Here is a 16,505-nt window from a genome sequence, read left to right as displayed (position 1 = left end):
ATCATGGAGGCTGCGTATCCTCAACCTTATCATAAAAATGCGATGACGGTGTTTATTCTCGTGCGTTGGGCAGGATTCGACCTATCTGGCGCCTATCTGATACAGGGGCTCGCGATTGCTGTGTGTTCTGCCCTTTCGATCTGGCTTTGGCGGCCCAGCAGCGACGTGGGCCACCTGAAGAGAGTCTGCATAACCGGTGTATTGGCGATAATCGCGACGCCATATGGGTATAGCTATGATGCCATTCCCCTTTGCATTGCGGCTGCGCATTTTTTCTTGACAGAGCGGACGCTCAACCGATGGTTTTTGGCCGTTGTGTATCTCTGGCCTCAATTTTTGCATATTCCGAACGATTTTGGCGCCGGAATCGCGATTCTTATCCCAATCGCCTTCGTGGTTGTTGTGATCGTGACTGAGGTAAGATCTACAGCTTCCTCAACGCCACCTGCTCGATCAAATGATTCTTGCCCTTCTGCAGGATAAGGTCGGCGCGTGGGCGCGTCGGGAGGATGTTCTGGCGCAGGTTCTTTAGATTGATGTTCTTCCAGAGCCCTTCGGCGATTGCGAGCGCCTCTTGCTCGTTGATCGACGCATAGCGATGGAAGAAGGAGTTGGGATCGCGGAACGCGGTCTCGCGCAGCCGCATGAAGCGGGCGACGTACCAGTTGTGGATCAGCTCCTCGTCGGCATCGATATAGATCGAGAAGTCGAAGAAATCCGAGACCATCGGCACGATCTTGCCGTCGGCAGGCAGATGCCGCGACTGCAGCACGTTGATGCCCTCGAAGATCAGGATATCCGGGCGGTCGACTGTCTTGAACTCGTTCGGCAGCACGTCGTAGACGAGGTGCGAATAGGAAGGCGCCTGCACGTTCGGCTGGCCGGCCTTGATCGCCGAGAGGAAGCGCAGCAGCGCTGCCGTATCGTAGCTTTCGGGAAAACCCTTGCGCTGCATCAGGTTGCGGCGCTGCAATTCGGCGTTCGGGTAGAGAAAGCCATCCGTCGTCACCAGATCGACTTTCGGGCTCGACGGCCAGCGGCCCAGCAATTCCTTCAGGATACGGGCCGTGGTGGACTTGCCGACGGCAACGGAGCCGGCAATGCCGATGACGAAAGGCGTCTTGGCGATATCGGAAAGGCTGAGGAAGCGATTGCGCTGCTCGAACAGGATCTGCGAGGATTCCACATGCGAGGACAAAAGCCGCGACAGCGACAGATAGATGCGCCGGACCTCGTCGAGATCGATCGGATCGCCCATCGAACGCAGCCGCTTGACTTCGTCTGATGTCAGCGTCAGCGGCGTGTCGGCCCGGAATTTCGCCCACTCCTCCGAGGAGAAGAAATAATAGGGCGAATAGCCTTTCGCCTGGAAAATATCGAGTGTCTCGTGCGCTGGCTCGGTCTTGGTCGCTATCGTCATTGCGTTTTACCGGCTTGCCTTTTCTTGAAGGCCGGATTGGCTGGTGCGCCTCTCGAGCTCACCCATGACATCCTGCAACGGAATGCCGGCAATCTTCAATACGACTAAAAGGTGATACAGTAGATCGGCGGCCTCATATGTGAGGTTGTCGCGATCGTTGGCGACCGCAGCCATCACGGCCTCGATCGCCTCTTCGCCCAGCTTTTTCGCCGCTTTCGGCTGCCCGGCCGCAAAAAGCTTCGCCGTCCAGGATTCGTCCGGCGAAGCCTTTGAGCGCTCCTCGACGATTCGTTCGAGGTCGGAAAGGGTGAATCCGCTCATCGCTCGCTGTCTCCTAATCCAGCCGCATGGGAATTCCGCGCTCGGCCATGTAGCGCTTTGCCTCGCCCACCGAATAGGTGCCGAAGTGGAATATCGAAGCGGCAAGCACGGCGGTCGCATGACCCTCCTTGACGCCGGCGACGAGATCGTCGAGATCGCCGACGCCGCCGGACGCGATGACGGGCACGCGCACCGCATCGGCTATCGCCCGCGTCAGCTCCAGATCGTAGCCGACCTTCGTGCCGTCGCGGTCCATGGAGGTGACAAGCAGTTCTCCGGCGCCGCGCTCGACCATCTTGCGGGCAAAATCGACCGCATCGATGCCGGTCGCTTTGCGGCCACCATGGGTATAGATCTCCCAGGCGCTCAGATTATCGCCGCCGAGCGCCTCGGTCCGGCGCCGCTTGGCGTCGATGGAAACGACGATGCACTGGTTGCCGAACTTGTCGGCCGCTTCAGCCACGAAATCGGGATTGTTGACGGCCGCCGAGTTGATTGAAACCTTGTCGGCGCCGCAAAGCAGAAGCTTGCGGATATCGGCAATGGTGCGCACGCCGCCGCCGACCGTAACCGGCATGAAGCATTGCTCGGCGGTGCGGGCCACCACGTCGAAGATGGTGTCGCGATTGTCGGAGGAGGCCGTGATATCGAGGAAGCAGAGTTCGTCGGCACCGGCGGCGTCATAGGCTTTGGCGGCCTCGACAGGATCGCCGGCATCGACGAGATTGACGAAATTGACGCCCTTGACGACACGGCCGTCCTTGACGTCGAGGCAGGGGATGACGCGGGCTTTCAGGGTCATTGGGCTGCCTCCTTGGCCTGCTTGATCAGGGCCAGTGCTTCCTTCGGATCGATCCGGCCATCATAAAGCGCCCGGCCGGAAATCGCACCTTCCAGTTTGCGGGCGTCCGGCTGGATCATGCGGCGGATGTCGTCCAGCGAGGCAAGCCCGCCGGAGGCGATGACGGGAATGGAAACGGCATCGGCCAGTTCCAGCGTCGAGTCCCAGTTGATGCCGGTCAGAATGCCGTCGCGGTCGATATCGGTATAGATGATCGCGGCAACGCCGGCGCCCTCGAATTTCTTGGCCAGCTCGATGACGCCGAGTTCGGACGCTTCGGCCCAGCCTTCGACCGCCACCTTGCCGCCCTTGGCATCGATGCCGACGGCGATATGGCCCGGATACCGCCGGCAGGCCTCGACGACGAGCGCCGGATCGCGCACGGCCACCGTGCCGAGGATGACGCGGGCAAGCCCGCGCGACAGCCAGTTTTCGATATGGTCGAGCGTGCGGATGCCGCCGCCGAGCTGTACGGGGTTCTTCGTCGCCTTGAGGATGGCGTCGACGGCGGCGCCGTTCACGGTCTCGCCGGCGAAGGCGCCGTTGAGGTCGACCACATGCAGCCATTCGAAGCCCTGGTCTTCAAAGGCTTTCGCCTGGGCAGCGGGATCGGGGTTGTAAACGGTCGCCTGCTCCATGTCGCCGAGCTTGAGGCGCACGCATTGGCCGTCTTTTAGGTCGATAGCGGGAAAAAGAATCATGATTTCTGTCCTTGGAGCGCGAGCTTTACGGCTTCCAGCGCAGGAAATTGGCGATCAGGGCAAGGCCGAGTTTCTGGCTCTTTTCCGGATGAAACTGTGCGCCGGCGATGTTGTCGCGGCCGACGAAGGCCGTCATCGGCCCGCCATAGTTGGTCGTCGCGATGACATCCTCACTATGGTCGGCGGCCAGATGGTAGGAATGGACGAAATAGGCGTGCAGTCCGTCAGGTCCGGTCTCGATCCCGTCGAAGAGAGCGTGCGGGTGACGGATATCCAGCGTGTTCCAGCCGATCTGCGGGATTTTCAGCGTCGGATCGTCCGGCGTCATTTCCTTGACGTCGCCCTTGATCCAGCCGAAGCCTTTCGTGATCGTCTTTTCCAGCCCGCGCGATGACATCAGCTGCATGCCGACGCAGATACCGAGGAAGGGGCGGCCCTTGTGTTCCACGACGTCGATGATCGCTTGCGTCATGCCGGGCACGGCATCGAGGCCGCGGCGGCAATCGGCATAGGCGCCAACGCCTGGAAGCACGATGCGGTCGGCAGTGGCGACGCGCCCGGCATCATTGGTCAGGTCGATCTCCGCATTGATGCCCGCCTCGCGGGCAGCCCGCTCGAAGGCCTTGGTGGCCGAGCGCAGATTGCCGGAACCATAGTCGATAATCGCGACACGCATGGTCAGCGTCCTCCGTCATAGCCGGGAAGGCCGAAGCTCGGACCTGGGCGGCTGATGTTCATGTTGGTGGCCGTGATATCCCAATTTTTCAGACGGATATCCGCATGTGGTTCCTGTTCCAGCTCGGAAAAGTGGATTTCCTCCGCCGTCGCCAGATCAGGCGCCGAGACGAGGTTCTCGATCTTCCAACCGCGGCCAACGAGACGATTGCCGGCTGCATGCAGCCCCTCAAGGGCTGCGAGGATATGCACGCTTAGCAGAACCGCAGCGCCGGCGGCAAAGAAGCCCGGCCTACGCATCAGTTCCAGCGCAATGCCCTGCAGCAGGAAAGCGGCAATCGCATACAGCCAAAGCCGATGGAAGAGCATCCAGAGCGTCGGAAACAGGAACGCCGTCCACGAAAAGCCGTCGCGGATGAATCGCGTTTCATCGCGATACCGATCCGATATTTCGGATCGGTTCGGCGCTCCGGGCGGAGTCAAAATCAGATAGCTTGCCATTCTTCACTTCCCCAGTTTGGGGCTTAGGCGAGCGTGCCTTTCGTCGAGGGCACCCTGCCTGCTTGCCGCGGATCGATCTCGGTTGCGGTACGCAATGCGCGCGCAACGGCCTTGAAGCATGTCTCGGCTATATGGTGATTGTTGGCGCCATAATGGTTGAGGATATGCAGTGTGATGCCGGCATTCTGCGCCAAAGCCTGAAAGAACTCGCGCACCAGCTCGGTATCGAAGGTGCCGATCTTCGGCGCGCTGAACGAAACGTTCCAGACGAGGAATGGCCGGCCGGAAAGATCGACCGCCGCTTTCGTCATCGTCTCGTCCATGGCAAGGTCGATCGAGGCATAGCGGGTGATGCCGCGCCGGTCGCCGAGCGCCTTGGCAATCGCCTGGCCGATCGCGATGCCGGTATCCTCGACGGCGTGATGGTCATCGACGTGAAGGTCGCCCTTGGTGTCGATGTCCATGTCGATCAGCGAATGCCGCGACAGCTGTTCCAGCATATGGTCGAAGAAGCCGACTCCCGTCGAAATCGTCGATTTGCCGCTGCCGTCGATGTTGACGGAAACGGAGACCGAAGTCTCGTTGGTCTTGCGGGAAATGCTTGCCGTGCGGCTCGCTGCGGTCTCTGCCATGGGCTGCTCCATCGGAATACGGCCGTTCCTTATCAGGAGCATCGGGAAATATCCAGAAGTTACGCATCGGGCTTGCGCGTTTGGCCGGCTTGCCGCCGTCATTCGGGCGCAGCCGCCATTTGCAATCACGAAAACCCCTCTTACATAGGTGCTGACGGGGCCGATACGCGGCCCGGCTAAAAGCCCGCCGGAACGGGGGCAAACAGGTGTTAGATGACGACAATCGTGACTATTCGCAAGGACGGCAAGGTCGTGATGGCTGGCGATGGCCAGGTGAGCCTTGGCCAGACCGTAATGAAGGGCAATGCGCGCAAGGTTCGCCGTATCGGCAAGGGCGATGTCATCGCCGGTTTCGCTGGCGCGACCGCCGACGCCTTCACTCTTCTCGAACGCCTCGAGAAGAAGCTCGAACAATATCCCGGCCAGCTGATGCGCGCCGCCGTCGAGCTCGCCAAGGACTGGCGCACGGACAAATATCTGCGCAACCTCGAAGCCATGATGCTGGTTGCCGACAAACAAGTAACGCTCGCCATCACCGGCAACGGCGATGTGCTCGAGCCCGAACATGGCGCCATGGCGATCGGCTCCGGCGGCAATTTCGCCCTCGCGGCCGCGCGCGCGCTGATGGATAGCGACAGATCAGCCGAGGACATCGCGCGCCGCGCCCTTGATATCGCCGCCGACATCTGCGTCTACACGAACCATAATATGATCGTTGAAACGCTGGATGCCGAAGTCCAATAAGTTCCTCTCTTGATAGTTTCTAGCCCTGACAGGGAACATACGAAATGACCACTTTTTCCCCCCGCGAGATCGTTTCCGAACTCGACCGCTATATTGTCGGTCAGCATGAGGCCAAGCGTGCCGTGGCGATCGCGCTGCGCAATCGCTGGCGCCGCCAGCAGCTCGAGCCGGAGCTGCGCGATGAAGTCATGCCGAAGAACATCCTGATGATCGGTCCGACCGGCGTCGGCAAGACGGAAATCTCCCGTCGCCTTGCCAAGCTTGCCGGCGCTCCCTTCATCAAGGTCGAAGCGACGAAATTCACCGAAGTCGGCTATGTCGGCCGTGATGTCGAACAGATCATCCGTGATCTCGTCGAAGTCGGCATCGGCCTGGCGCGCGAAAAGAAGCGCAACGAGGTGCAGGCCAAGGCCCATATGAGCGCCGAAGAGCGCGTTCTCGATGCGCTGGTGGGCGCCACCGCCTCGCCGGCGACGCGCGACAGTTTCCGCAAGAAGCTGCGCGACGGCCAGCTCGACGACAAGGAAATCGACATCGAAGTGGCCGATACCGGCTCCGGCATGCCCGGCGGTTTCGAAATCCCCGGCATGCCCGGCGCCAATATCGGCGTGCTCAATCTCTCCGAAATGTTCGGCAAGGCCATGGGCGGCCGCACGAAGAAAGTGCGCACGACGGTCAAGGATTCCTACAAGGAGCTGATCCGCGACGAATCCGACAAGCTGATCGACAACGAGGCGATCCAGCGCGAAGCCGTGCAGTCCGCCGAGAACGACGGCATCGTCTTCCTTGACGAAATCGACAAGATCGCGGCCCGCGATGGTGGCATGGGTGCCGGCGTCTCGCGCGAAGGCGTGCAGCGCGACCTGCTGCCGCTGGTCGAAGGTACGACGGTTGCGACGAAGTATGGGCCGGTCAAGACAGACCATATCCTCTTCATCGCTTCCGGTGCCTTCCATGTCTCCAAGCCCTCGGATCTTCTGCCGGAACTGCAGGGCCGCCTGCCGATCCGCGTCGAGCTCCGGCCGCTGACCAAGGAGGATTTCCGCCGCATCCTCACCGAGCCGCAGGCAAGCCTCATCCGCCAATATAAGGCGCTGATGGAAACGGAAGACCTGAAGCTCGATTTCACCGATGACGCGATCGACGCTCTGGCCGATGTTGCCGTGCATCTCAACTCCACCGTCGAGAATATCGGCGCCCGCCGTCTGCAGACGGTCATGGAGCGGGTGCTGGACGATATCTCCTACAATGCTTCGGATCGCGCCGGCGTATCGGTAACCATCGATGCCGATTATGTCCGTGAGCATGTCGGCGACCTCGCAACCAACACGGATCTGTCGCGCTTCATCCTGTGACGGAACAGGTGAAGGCGATCTAAAACAGTAAATACTCGACAACGGGCCTTTAACTTTTTAGTTAGAGGCCCGTTTCTTATGTCGGATGGCTTTGTTCGGCCAAGATTGTCCGCCAGTCCTGCGTATGGAAACATCGGTTGAAACTTCGACAGGACAGCCATCTTGCGACGCATACTGATCACGCTTCTTCTGGCAGTCGTCAGCCTTTCCTGGGTTCCCGCCTATGCGGATGCAGCGACTATGGTGCCTCCGGGCAACCGCAATGCCGAGCAGCCGCCGGTTCCCGGCGCCTCCGTCCGGCGCACGCGTGGCACCAACTCCACTTTCGAGCGCAAGTATCAGAAGGTGCGCGAGCTGCTGGCGGCCGATACCAGGCTGATGTCGAAGATCAAATCGACGGCGCGCGCCTATGGCATCGATCCGATCCACATCATCGGCGCGCTTGTCGGCGAGCATACCTACAATGTCGATGCCTATGACGGCCTGCAATCCTACTACGTCAAGGCTGCTTCCTATGCCGGCCAGAACTTCCGCTTCGCCTATAACGGCGAAAATATCGACGATTTCGTTGCCCGACCGCAATTCGATGCCTGCGGAAACAAGAAGGATTCCTACAGTCTCTGGACCTGCCGCGAGGATATCTGGGAAGACGATTTCCGCGGCAAGACGGTCGGCGGCAAATCCTATCCCGACAATCGCTTCAGCGCGGTCTTCTTCCAGCCCTTCTATGCCGGACAGACCTTCGGCCTCGGCCAGGTCAACCCGCTGACGGCGCTTGAGTTGTCGGATTTGGTCAGCCGCACCTCGGGCATCCCGAAGCTCAACGAAAAGGATGCCGGCGGCGTCTACAAGGCGATCATGGACCCGGACCTGTCGCTAGCCTTCGTGGCTGCCTCGATCCGCAAGTCGATCGACGATTATCGTTCGATCGCCGGCATGGATATCTCAGGCAATCCCGGCATTACCGCCACGCTCTACAATCTCGGCAACTCCCGCAAGCGCGCCGCGGCCCTTGCGGCCAAGAACCGTGGCTCTTCGCAACCGGTCTGGCCGGAAGAGAATTACTATGGCTGGCTCATCAATGATAAGCTGAGCGATCTGAAGTCGCTTTTATAAGCTACCCTGCGCGATGTTCTATCGTCTGGATTTTGCGTGCGGCGCCCACCATATCGGATGCGTGCGCCGCTTTGGCTGTTCGTTCGAGCAATGTCCGGTTTCGAGGAGAGTTGATCCATGGATATGATTCCGGAAGCCTTCTCCCCGCCGGCGCCTATCCCGCGCACCGTTCCGCCGTCGCGATGGACCATCATCAAAACCATCCTGCGCAATCCGCTCGAACTTTGGGGCGAGCCTTCCTATACGCTGCCGTGGATCAAGACAAAGTTCTTCAACGAGCGGACGCTGATCGTCAACGATCCGGGCCTGATCAAGCATGTGCTGGTCGACAACGCGGCCAACTACCGCATGGCCGATATCCGCCAGCTTGTGCTGCGGCCGATTCTGCGCGATGGCCTGCTGACGGCGGAGGGGCCTGTCTGGAAACGCTCGCGCAAGGCGGTCGCTCCGGTGTTCACGCCGCGTCACGCCCAAGGCTTTGCCGGCCAGATGCTGAGCCAGAGCCTGGACTATGTGCAGAAATATGAGGATATCGGCGAGGAGGGCGCGGTATTCGATATCGCGGCCGACATGACCGAGCTGACTTTCGTTATTCTGGCTGAGACCTTGTTTTCCGGTGAGATCGTCACCGAAAGCACGAGTTTTTCCGACGACGTCAACGAGCTGCTGCATCGCATGGGCCGGGTCGATCCCATGGATCTCCTGCGGGCGCCTGCCTGGGTGCCGCGCGTCACCCGCATCGGTGGCCAGCGCATGCTGGACAAGTTCCGCAGCATCGTCCGTAATACGATGGACCAGCGTCTGGACAAGATGCGCAGGGATCGCGCCAGCGCGCCGGACGATTTTCTGACGCTGCTTCTGGAAAAGGCCGGCCCGGATGGGCTGACGATGGAGGAGATCGAGGACAATATCCTCACCTTCATCGGCGCCGGCCACGAAACGACTGCCCGTGCGCTTGCCTGGACGCTCTACTGCGTCGCCAATAGCCCGCACATCCGCAAGGGTATGGAAGAGGAAATCGACCGGGTGCTCGCAACCGATGCAGAGCCGGTCGCCTGGCTCGATCTGATGCCGCACGTCCGCGCCGCTTTCGAGGAGGCCATGCGTCTCTATCCGCCGGCGCCGTCGATCAATCGCGCCGCCATCGCCGATGATGAATGGACGAGCGCCAAGGGCGAGCGTGTGACGATCGAGAAGGGGATCACCGTCCTGATCATGCCCTGGACGCTGCATCGCCACGAACTCTACTGGGAAAAGCCGCGTGCCTTCATGCCGGAACGCTTTCTTCCGGAGAACCGTACCAAGATCAATCGTTTCCAGTATCTGCCTTTCGGCGCAGGTCCGCGCGTCTGCATCGGCGCGACCTTCGCGCTTCAGGAAGCGGTCATCGCCCTTGCCGTCATGATGCGCCGTTTCCGCTTCGACCTGACGGAGGAAACCGATCCCTGGCCGGTGCAGAAGCTGACCACCCAGCCGCGTGGCGGATTGCCGATGCGGGTGATGAGGCGGTAGGAGGGCTGACGCGGTTTCCAAGTATGCTGCGCGTCTGACACCCCCTCTGTCGCTTCCGCGACATCTCCCCCACAAGGAGGGAGATTGGAAATCCGCAGCACCGTTATCGCAAATCAATGACCACGTAATGTGCTGAAAAAGCAGGTTTAGATTTTTTAAGGACGGTGCGGCAGACTCCCAACGATTTCCCCCCTTGTGGGGGAGATGTCGTGAAAGCGACAGAGGGGGGGCTTGCACTCTCCAACAGCACACAGCCGACGGTAGGTAAAGAACAACCTGAACAATGAAATTGCTTTCTCGCCCGCCAAGGGCGAGATAGGCTCCGCGCTCGCCGCTTCGTTCATATCTTCACAGGCGTTGTGGAAGCTCATAGTCATTACTCGGTCCAGAGGTTTTATATCAGCGTGACGTCTCATTTCCTGCTCGGCATCGACACGGGTGGAACCTACACCGATGCCGTTCTCTTCCATGAAACCGATGGCGTGATCGCCAAGGCGAAATCGCTGACTACCCGGCATGATCTGGCCGACGGCATTGCCGGCGCGGTCGATGCCGTCATCGCCAGGGCTGGTATTCCCGTTTCGGCAATCGGCCTCGTGTCGCTGTCGACGACGCTCGCCACCAACGCGCTGGTGGAAGGGCAGGGCGGCCGCGCCGGGCTGGTCATGATCGGGTTCGGCCCGGAGGATCTCAAACGCGATGGTTTGGCGGAGGCGCTGGGGTCCGATCCGGTGATCTATCTTCCCGGCGGGCACAATGTTCACGGCAATGAAAATCCGCTCGATCTGGCGGCATTGCGTGACGCCTTGCCGGAACTGGCCAAATCGGTCTCGTCCTTCGCCGTCGCCGGCTATTTCGCCGTGCGGAATCCGGCTCATGAAATCAAGGTGCGTGACTGCATTCGCGAGATCTCGCATCTGCCTGTCACCTGCAGTCATGAACTCTCTTCCAAATTGGGCGGGCCGCGCCGTGCCTTGACGACGCTGCTCAATGCTAGGCTTGTGTCGATGATCGATCGCCTCGTTGGCGCCTGCGAAAGGTTTTTGGCGACGCGCGGCATCTCCGCGCCGATGATGGTGGTGCGCGGTGATGGCGCCCTGATATCGGCAGACGAGGCAAAGCTGCGGCCGATCGAGACGATTCTCTCCGGTCCGGCCGCAAGCCTCGTCGGCGCGCGCTATCTCACCGGCCTCAACAATGCCGTCGTTTCCGACATCGGCGGCACCACAACGGACGTGGCCGTCATGGAGGATGGCCGGCCGCGGTTGGATGCCGATGGCGCCGTAGTCGGGGGCTATCGCACAATGGTCGAGGCCGTCGCCATGCGCACCTACGGTCTCGGTGGCGATTCCGAGGTGAAGATCAACGATCGCGGCCTTGTCGCTGCCTTTGAGCTTGGTCCGCGTCGCCTGCTGCCGCTCAGCCTCGCCGCTCACATGCATGGCGATGTCGTCTTGAATGCTTTGGAGCAGCAGCTGCGGGCGACGCATCTTGCACGTAATGCCGGCCGCTTTGCGCTCCGCACCGGCGTACCCGATCATCTTGCAAGCGGCCTCAGCGGGCCGGAGCAGGCACTGTTCGATCGCATCGGCGCCGTTCCCGTGGCACTCGACAAGCTTCTGACGATGACGTCGCAGAAGGCGACCTTGGATCGGCTTGTCGCGCGCGGCCTCGTGCATCTGAGCGGTCTGACGCCCTCGGATGCCATGCATGTGCTCGGCCGGCAAAGCCAGTGGAATACTGAGGCCGCACGCTTGGGATTGGCGCTGGCGATGCGCCTGAGAGACGGCTCTGGCCGTCCGGTCGCCGAATCTGTCGAGGAATTGGCGCAGAAGATCGTCGATCGCCTTACCCGCCAGTCGGCCGACGTCATCCTTGCCGCTTGTCTTGCCGAGGATGGCGTGGCCGAGCTGAACCCCGCCAAATCCATCTCCATCGATCGTGCGCTTCGTCGCGCGCCGGGAATCGCCCGCTTCGCCATTTCGCTCGATCGGCCGCTGGTCGGGCTCGGCGCTTCCGCACCGGTCTATTATCCCGCGATCGCGGAGATGCTGGCGACCGAGAGCGCCATTCCTGCCGATTCGGATGTCGCCAATGCCGTCGGCGCCGTGGTCGGCCAGGTGCGGGCGAGCACCATCGTCTTCGTCACCATGCCGGAGGACGGAATCTATATCCTGAACGGAGCCGGTGAGAGCTTGCGCTTTACAGACGAGAGCCACAGTTTCGCCGATGCCCGCGCGCGGGCGGTCGAGGCGGCGACGGCACAGGCAAGGTTGAATGGTGCCGTGGATCTGGTCGTGACGGTGGTCGAGCAGGTGGATGCGCCCGAGGTCGAAGGCAATCGCAAGCTGATCGAAGCACGCTTCATCGCCACTGCCAGCGGTCGTCCCCGTATCGCCACGGACTAATTATTTCCCGAGTGGCACAAATCTTTCGAACTATGGCCAAATTGACAGAAGTGAAACCGTGAGCAAAGTGGCAACATGTAAAAATTGAGCCGTAGAACGGCCTTGAGGAGTATATGGCATGAGCCGCATCGAGAAACACGGGCTTCAGATCGAACAGGTCCTTTACGATTTCCTCGTCAAGGAGGCGCTTCCGGGTTCGGGCGTGGATGCCGAGGCCTTCTTTGCCGGCTTTTCCAGGATCGTCCACGATCTCGCGCCAAGAAACCGCGAGCTTCTCACCAAGCGCGACCGCATGCAGGCAGCGCTTGACGACTGGTATCGCAAGAACGGCGCGCCCGTCGATCTCGCCGCCTATGAAGCCTTCCTGCGCGAGATCGGCTATATCGTGCCCGAAGGCCCAGCCTTTACGATCTCGACCGCCAATGTCGATCCCGAGATTTCTGAGATCGCCGGCCCGCAGCTCGTCGTTCCCGTCATGAACGCCCGCTATGCCCTGAACGCGGCCAATGCCCGCTGGGGATCGCTTTACGATGCCCTGTACGGCACCGATGCCATTCCCGAGGCCGATGGCGCCGAGAAAGGCAAAGGCTACAATCCGAAGCGCGGCGAGAAGGTCATCGTCTGGGTTCGCGATTTCCTCGATTCTACCGTGCCGCTCGTCGGCGCAAGCTGGAAGGATGTCACGGGCCTGGCCGTGAAGGATGGTGCCTTGTCGGTCGCGACCAAGGGCGGCGCCACAAAGCTTGCCGATGGCAGCCATTTCGCCGGCTATCTCGGCGATGCCGCCACTCCGACTCATGTCTTGCTCAAGCAGAACGGCATCCATATCGAAATCGTCGTCGATGCAGGCACCGCTATAGGCAAGACCGACCCGGCCGGCATTTCCGATGTCCGCCTGGAGTCGGCAATCACGACGATCATGGATTGCGAGGATTCGATCGCAGCCGTCGATGCCGAGGACAAGGCGGAAGTTTACCGCAACTGGCTCGGCCTGATGAAGGGTGATCTGACCGAGGAGGTCGCCAAAGGCGGCAAGACGTTTACGCGCCGGCTCAATCCCGATGTCGCCTACACGGCGCCAGATGGCAGCACCCTCGATCTGCATTGCCGCTCGCTGATGCTGGTGCGCAATGTCGGCCACCTGATGACCAATCCTGCCATTCTCGACCGCGATGGCAACGAAGTGCCTGAGGGCATCATGGATGCCGCCATCACCGCCCTGATCGCGCTCTACGACATCGGCCCGAACGGCCGTCGCAGGAATTCGCGCACCGGCTCCATGTATGTCGTCAAGCCGAAGATGCATGGGCCAGAAGAGGTCGCTTTCGCCGTCGATATCTTCTCGCGCGTCGAGGACCTGCTTAGCATGCCCAGAAACACCATGAAGATGGGCATCATGGACGAGGAGCGCCGCACCACGGTCAACCTGAAGGAATCCATCCGCGCCGCCCGCGAGCGCGTCGTCTTCATCAACACCGGCTTCCTCGATCGCACCGGCGACGAGATCCATACCTCGATGGAAGCCGGCCCCATGATCCGCAAGGGCGACATGAAGCAGGCCGCCTGGATCGGCGCTTACGAGAACTGGAACGTCGATATCGGCCTGGAATGCGGCCTCTCGGGCCATGCCCAGATCGGCAAGGGCATGTGGGCCATGCCAGACCTGATGGCCGCCATGCTCGAGCAGAAGATCGCTCATCCCAAGGCCGGCGCAAACACCGCCTGGGTGCCGTCCCCGACAGCGGCAACGCTTCACGCCACGCATTATCACCGCGTCAATGTCGCTGATGTGCAGAAGGGCCTGAAGAGCCGCGGCCGCGCCAAGCTCTCCGATATCCTCTCGGTGCCGATCGCTTCGCGGCCGAACTGGACGCCGGAGGAAATCCAGCGCGAGATCGACAATAACAGCCAGGGTATCCTCGGCTATGTCGTGCGCTGGGTCGATCAGGGCGTCGGTTGCTCCAAGGTGCCGGATATCAACAATGTCGGCCTCATGGAAGACCGCGCCACTTTGCGCATCTCGGCGCAGCATATGGCGAACTGGCTGCATCACAAGGTAATCAGTGAAGCGCAGATCGTCGAGACGATGAAGCGCATGGCCGCTGTGGTCGATCAGCAGAATGCCGATGATCCCAACTACGTCCCCATGTCCGGCAATTTCGACGGCTCCGTCGCCTTCCAGGCAGCGCTCGATCTCGTGCTTAAGGGCCGCGAGCAGCCGAACGGTTACACCGAACCGGTCCTGCATCGCCGCCGCATCGAGCTGAAGGCGAAGCAGGCGGGGTAAGCCTTCGTTTGTAATGTTTTGTGGCGCAGGGCGATGCCCGGCAAGATTCCCTCTCCCCTCGGGGAGAGGGCAGGGTGAGGGGGTGTCGTTCGGAAAAGAAATGTTCTTGCATTCAACGAACCAGTTCCTTGCCGCATTCCCCCCTCATCCGCCCTTCGGGCACCTTCTCCCGAGGGGAGAAGGGAGGCAGTCTCAACTCTCAGCCTCAAGCAAAAAGGCCGCCGGACATCGATCCAGCGGCCTTTTGAATTCCAAATAGTACCAGCGATTACTGGATAACGATAACCTTGGTGCTGCGGCCCGGAAGAACGCGGCTGTAGAGATCGATCACGTCCTGATTGATCAGGCGGATGCAGCCGGAGGAGGCAGCCGTGCCGATCGAAGCCCATTCCGGCGTGCCGTGCAGGCGGAACAGGGTGTCCTGGCCCTTTTCATTGTAGAGATACATGGCGCGCGCACCGAGCGGGTTCGACAGGCCCGGGTTCATGCCACCGTCGACATACTTGGCGATTTCCGGACGGCGAACAGCCATTTCCTTGGGCGGATGCCAATTCGGCCATTCCTGCTTCCAGGCCACGTATGCGGTGCCGGACCAGGAGAAGCCTTGCTTGCCGACGCCGATGCCGTAGCGCATCGCTTCGCCATTGCCGAGGATGTAGTAGAGATGACGCTCGCGCGTATTGACGATGATCGTGCCTTCAGCCTCATCCGTCTTGTATTCGACGATCTGACGGCGGAATTGCGGCTTCACTTTCTGGATCGGGATTGCCGGCAGCTGGAAGCCGTTGTCGCTCGTGACGCCGTAGTCGCCATCGAAAGTCTTGATGGTCTCGGTGGCCGAATTTGCGGTTGCGGCCGGCGCAGCTGCGGCGGTGGTGGCATAGCCAGCCGATGCGAGCGTTGCGACAAGGCCGAGTGCGGTCATAGCATTACGGATGCGCATGGAAGTCTCTCGAAATTTCGTGGCGGGAAACGGATGGTTATCTACCATCTTTGTCTACGGTTTATTTTCCATTAAACTTGGCTTTGCAAGCTGCTCTGGCCCTACAAAAATAGCGCCGGCGCGCAAATTAGAAGGACATGGTTTTTTTGCAACAACGCTTGGCCTGTCCCTGAGACAATTCATGACGATTTTGAACGTTTACAATAACAATCCGTTAATAGATGGCCGGCAGTCGGAACGGGCCATGCTTGTACGCAAGGGCGTGCAACTTTTATTGCACGATATGCGCCATGCCGTCTTGCCGGAGTTGCCGCTTGCCAGCGGCCGGCGCGCCGATCTCATCACCGTTTCGGAAAAGGGCGAAATCTGGATCATCGAGATCAAGACGTCGATCGAGGATTTCCGCGTCGACCGCAAATGGCCCGAATACCGGCAGCATTGCGACAGGATGTTTTTTGCCACGCACAAGGACGTGCCGCTGGATATCTTTCCGGAGGATTGCGGGCTGTTTCTGTCGGACGGTTACGGCGCCCACATGCTGCGCGAAGCGCCGGAGCATCGCCTGCCGCCGGCGACGCGCAAGTCGGTGACGCTCAATTTCTCGCGTGTGGCCGCCCAGCGCCTGATGCTGGCCGAGTGGGCGGCCGGCAAGTCGTTTTCCTCGGAATGAGCCCTATTTCGGCGCGCGCTTGGCAAGGATGCGCTGCAGCGTCCTGCGATGCATGTTGAGGCGCCGGGCGGTCTCGGAAACATTGCGTTCGCACATCTCGTAGACGCGCTGGATATGTTCCCAGCGCACCCGGTCGGCCGACATTGGGTTCTCGGGCACTTCCGCCTTTTCGCCCGGGCGCTGCGTCAGCGCGGCATAGACGTCGTCGGCATCTGCCGGCTTGGCGAGATAGTCGAGCGCGCCAAGCTTGACGGCGGTCACCGCCGTCGCGATGTTGCCATAGCCGGTCAGCACGACGATATGCGTGTCGTCCCGCTTTTGCCTGATCGCCTCGATGACGTCGAGGCCGTTGCCGTCGCCGAGGCGGAGGTCGACGACC

The 16,505-nt window shown here is 60.8% G+C and carries 16 protein-coding genes and 1 pseudogene; 8 read left to right on the top strand and 9 right to left on the bottom strand.

All coding sequences use genetic code 11. The features are described from left to right. Window positions 1–483, top strand: a pseudogene (locus Q4Q11_RS25705) (glycosyltransferase family 87 protein); the annotation flags it as partial. Here the strand turns inward: Q4Q11_RS25705 and coaA are convergent. Genes coaA through hisB form a run of 7 tightly spaced genes read right to left on the bottom strand, consistent with a single transcriptional unit; the run spans window position 425 to window position 5,091 of the window. Beyond that, a complete protein-coding gene (gene coaA, locus Q4Q11_RS25700; protein ID WP_113213332.1) occupies window positions 425–1,420 on the bottom strand; it encodes a type I pantothenate kinase in 996 nt (331 codons plus the stop codon). The pseudogene Q4Q11_RS25705 and the gene coaA overlap by 59 nt on opposite strands. Before the next feature lie 6 nt (window positions 1,421–1,426). After that, complete coding sequence (locus Q4Q11_RS25695) at window positions 1,427–1,741, bottom strand: phosphoribosyl-ATP diphosphatase (RefSeq protein WP_112505254.1); 315 nt, start codon at window positions 1,739–1,741, stop codon at window positions 1,427–1,429. Between the two features lie 13 nt (window positions 1,742–1,754). After that, window positions 1,755–2,543 (bottom strand): imidazole glycerol phosphate synthase subunit HisF, encoded by a 789-nt coding sequence (hisF, locus tag Q4Q11_RS25690; RefSeq protein ID WP_498571248.1) that lies wholly within the window; start codon window positions 2,541–2,543, stop codon window positions 1,755–1,757. After that, window positions 2,540–3,283, bottom strand: a complete 744-nt coding sequence (hisA, locus tag Q4Q11_RS25685; RefSeq protein ID WP_113213330.1) for a 1-(5-phosphoribosyl)-5-[(5-phosphoribosylamino)methylideneamino]imidazole-4-carboxamide isomerase — start codon at window positions 3,281–3,283, stop codon at window positions 2,540–2,542. Before hisA ends, hisF begins: the two co-directional genes overlap by 4 nt. Window positions 3,284–3,308: 25 nt before the next feature. After that, entirely contained in the window at window positions 3,309–3,959 is a 651-nt protein-coding gene (gene hisH, locus Q4Q11_RS25680; RefSeq protein ID WP_112505263.1) for an imidazole glycerol phosphate synthase subunit HisH, read from the bottom strand. Between the two features lie 2 nt (window positions 3,960–3,961). Beyond that, complete coding sequence (locus Q4Q11_RS25675) at window positions 3,962–4,459, bottom strand: DUF2628 domain-containing protein (RefSeq protein WP_113213329.1); 498 nt, start codon at window positions 4,457–4,459, stop codon at window positions 3,962–3,964. A gap of 23 nt (window positions 4,460–4,482) precedes the next feature. Then, complete coding sequence (hisB, locus tag Q4Q11_RS25670) at window positions 4,483–5,091, bottom strand: imidazoleglycerol-phosphate dehydratase HisB (RefSeq protein WP_112505405.1); 609 nt, start codon at window positions 5,089–5,091, stop codon at window positions 4,483–4,485. Window positions 5,092–5,304: 213 nt separating this feature from the next. On the opposite strand from hisB, the gene hslV reads away from it, so the two are divergent. From hslV to Q4Q11_RS25640, 6 genes are all read left to right on the top strand, one after another. Continuing rightward, window positions 5,305–5,835, top strand: coding sequence for an ATP-dependent protease subunit HslV (hslV, locus tag Q4Q11_RS25665; RefSeq protein ID WP_112505268.1), 531 nt, complete (start codon window positions 5,305–5,307; stop codon window positions 5,833–5,835). Between the two features lie 44 nt (window positions 5,836–5,879). Then, complete coding sequence (gene hslU, locus Q4Q11_RS25660) at window positions 5,880–7,190, top strand: ATP-dependent protease ATPase subunit HslU (protein ID WP_112505271.1); 1,311 nt, start codon at window positions 5,880–5,882, stop codon at window positions 7,188–7,190. Window positions 7,191–7,352: 162 nt separating this feature from the next. Beyond that, on the top strand, window positions 7,353–8,306 hold the full coding sequence (locus Q4Q11_RS25655) for a DUF1402 family protein (protein ID WP_113213328.1): 954 nt from the start codon (window positions 7,353–7,355) through the stop codon (window positions 8,304–8,306). 117 nt (window positions 8,307–8,423) lie between these two features. Further along, the gene (locus Q4Q11_RS25650; RefSeq protein ID WP_498571247.1) at window positions 8,424–9,818 is read left to right on the top strand and encodes a cytochrome P450; all 1,395 of its coding nucleotides are present in this window, start codon (window positions 8,424–8,426) and stop codon (window positions 9,816–9,818) included. Between the two features lie 404 nt (window positions 9,819–10,222). Further along, window positions 10,223–12,226 carry a hydantoinase/oxoprolinase family protein gene (locus Q4Q11_RS25645; protein ID WP_113223186.1) on the top strand — a complete coding sequence of 668 codons (2,004 nt, stop codon included), beginning with the start codon at window positions 10,223–10,225 and terminating at the stop codon, window positions 12,224–12,226. Between the two features lie 118 nt (window positions 12,227–12,344). After that, the gene (locus tag Q4Q11_RS25640; protein WP_113213326.1) at window positions 12,345–14,513 is read left to right on the top strand and encodes a malate synthase G; all 2,169 of its coding nucleotides are present in this window, start codon (window positions 12,345–12,347) and stop codon (window positions 14,511–14,513) included. 268 nt (window positions 14,514–14,781) lie between these two features. On the opposite strand, the gene Q4Q11_RS25635 is transcribed toward Q4Q11_RS25640, so the two are convergent. Next, window positions 14,782–15,456, bottom strand: coding sequence for a L,D-transpeptidase (locus tag Q4Q11_RS25635; RefSeq protein ID WP_075853787.1), 675 nt, complete (start codon window positions 15,454–15,456; stop codon window positions 14,782–14,784). 181 nt (window positions 15,457–15,637) lie between these two features. On the opposite strand from Q4Q11_RS25635, the gene Q4Q11_RS25630 reads away from it, so the two are divergent. Beyond that, complete coding sequence (locus Q4Q11_RS25630; RefSeq protein ID WP_112505279.1) at window positions 15,638–16,126, top strand: MmcB family DNA repair protein; 489 nt, start codon at window positions 15,638–15,640, stop codon at window positions 16,124–16,126. Between the two features lie 3 nt (window positions 16,127–16,129). Here the strand turns inward: Q4Q11_RS25630 and Q4Q11_RS25625 are convergent. Continuing rightward, window positions 16,130–16,505: response regulator (locus tag Q4Q11_RS25625; protein ID WP_498571246.1), on the bottom strand; the 376-nt coding region annotated here is incomplete at its 5' end.

The sequence above is a fragment of the Rhizobium sp. UFLA01-1127 genome (assembly GCF_059803845.1).
The sequence above is the reverse complement of the archived record's forward strand: the minus strand, read 5'-3'. Positions and strand labels throughout refer to the sequence as shown.

Coding starts and splice junctions, on each gene's coding strand:
- hslU (WP_112505271.1), top strand. CDS start 5,880: ATGACCACTTTTTCCCCCCGCGAGATCGTTTCCGAACTCGACCGCTAT.
- hslV (WP_112505268.1), top strand. CDS start 5,305: ATGACGACAATCGTGACTATTCGCAAGGACGGCAAGGTCGTGATGGCT.
- hisA (WP_113213330.1), bottom strand. CDS start 3,283: ATGATTCTTTTTCCCGCTATCGACCTAAAAGACGGCCAATGCGTGCGC.
- Q4Q11_RS25630 (WP_112505279.1), top strand. CDS start 15,638: ATGACGATTTTGAACGTTTACAATAACAATCCGTTAATAGATGGCCGG.
- Q4Q11_RS25640 (WP_113213326.1), top strand. CDS start 12,345: ATGAGCCGCATCGAGAAACACGGGCTTCAGATCGAACAGGTCCTTTAC.
- Q4Q11_RS25650 (WP_498571247.1), top strand. CDS start 8,424: ATGGATATGATTCCGGAAGCCTTCTCCCCGCCGGCGCCTATCCCGCGC.
- Q4Q11_RS25675 (WP_113213329.1), bottom strand. CDS start 4,459: ATGGCAAGCTATCTGATTTTGACTCCGCCCGGAGCGCCGAACCGATCC.
- hisB (WP_112505405.1), bottom strand. CDS start 5,091: ATGGCAGAGACCGCAGCGAGCCGCACGGCAAGCATTTCCCGCAAGACC.
- hisH (WP_112505263.1), bottom strand. CDS start 3,959: ATGCGTGTCGCGATTATCGACTATGGTTCCGGCAATCTGCGCTCGGCC.
- Q4Q11_RS25635 (WP_075853787.1), bottom strand. CDS start 15,456: ATGCGCATCCGTAATGCTATGACCGCACTCGGCCTTGTCGCAACGCTC.
- Q4Q11_RS25695 (WP_112505254.1), bottom strand. CDS start 1,741: ATGAGCGGATTCACCCTTTCCGACCTCGAACGAATCGTCGAGGAGCGC.
- hisF (WP_498571248.1), bottom strand. CDS start 2,543: ATGACCCTGAAAGCCCGCGTCATCCCCTGCCTCGACGTCAAGGACGGC.
- coaA (WP_113213332.1), bottom strand. CDS start 1,420: ATGACGATAGCGACCAAGACCGAGCCAGCGCACGAGACACTCGATATT.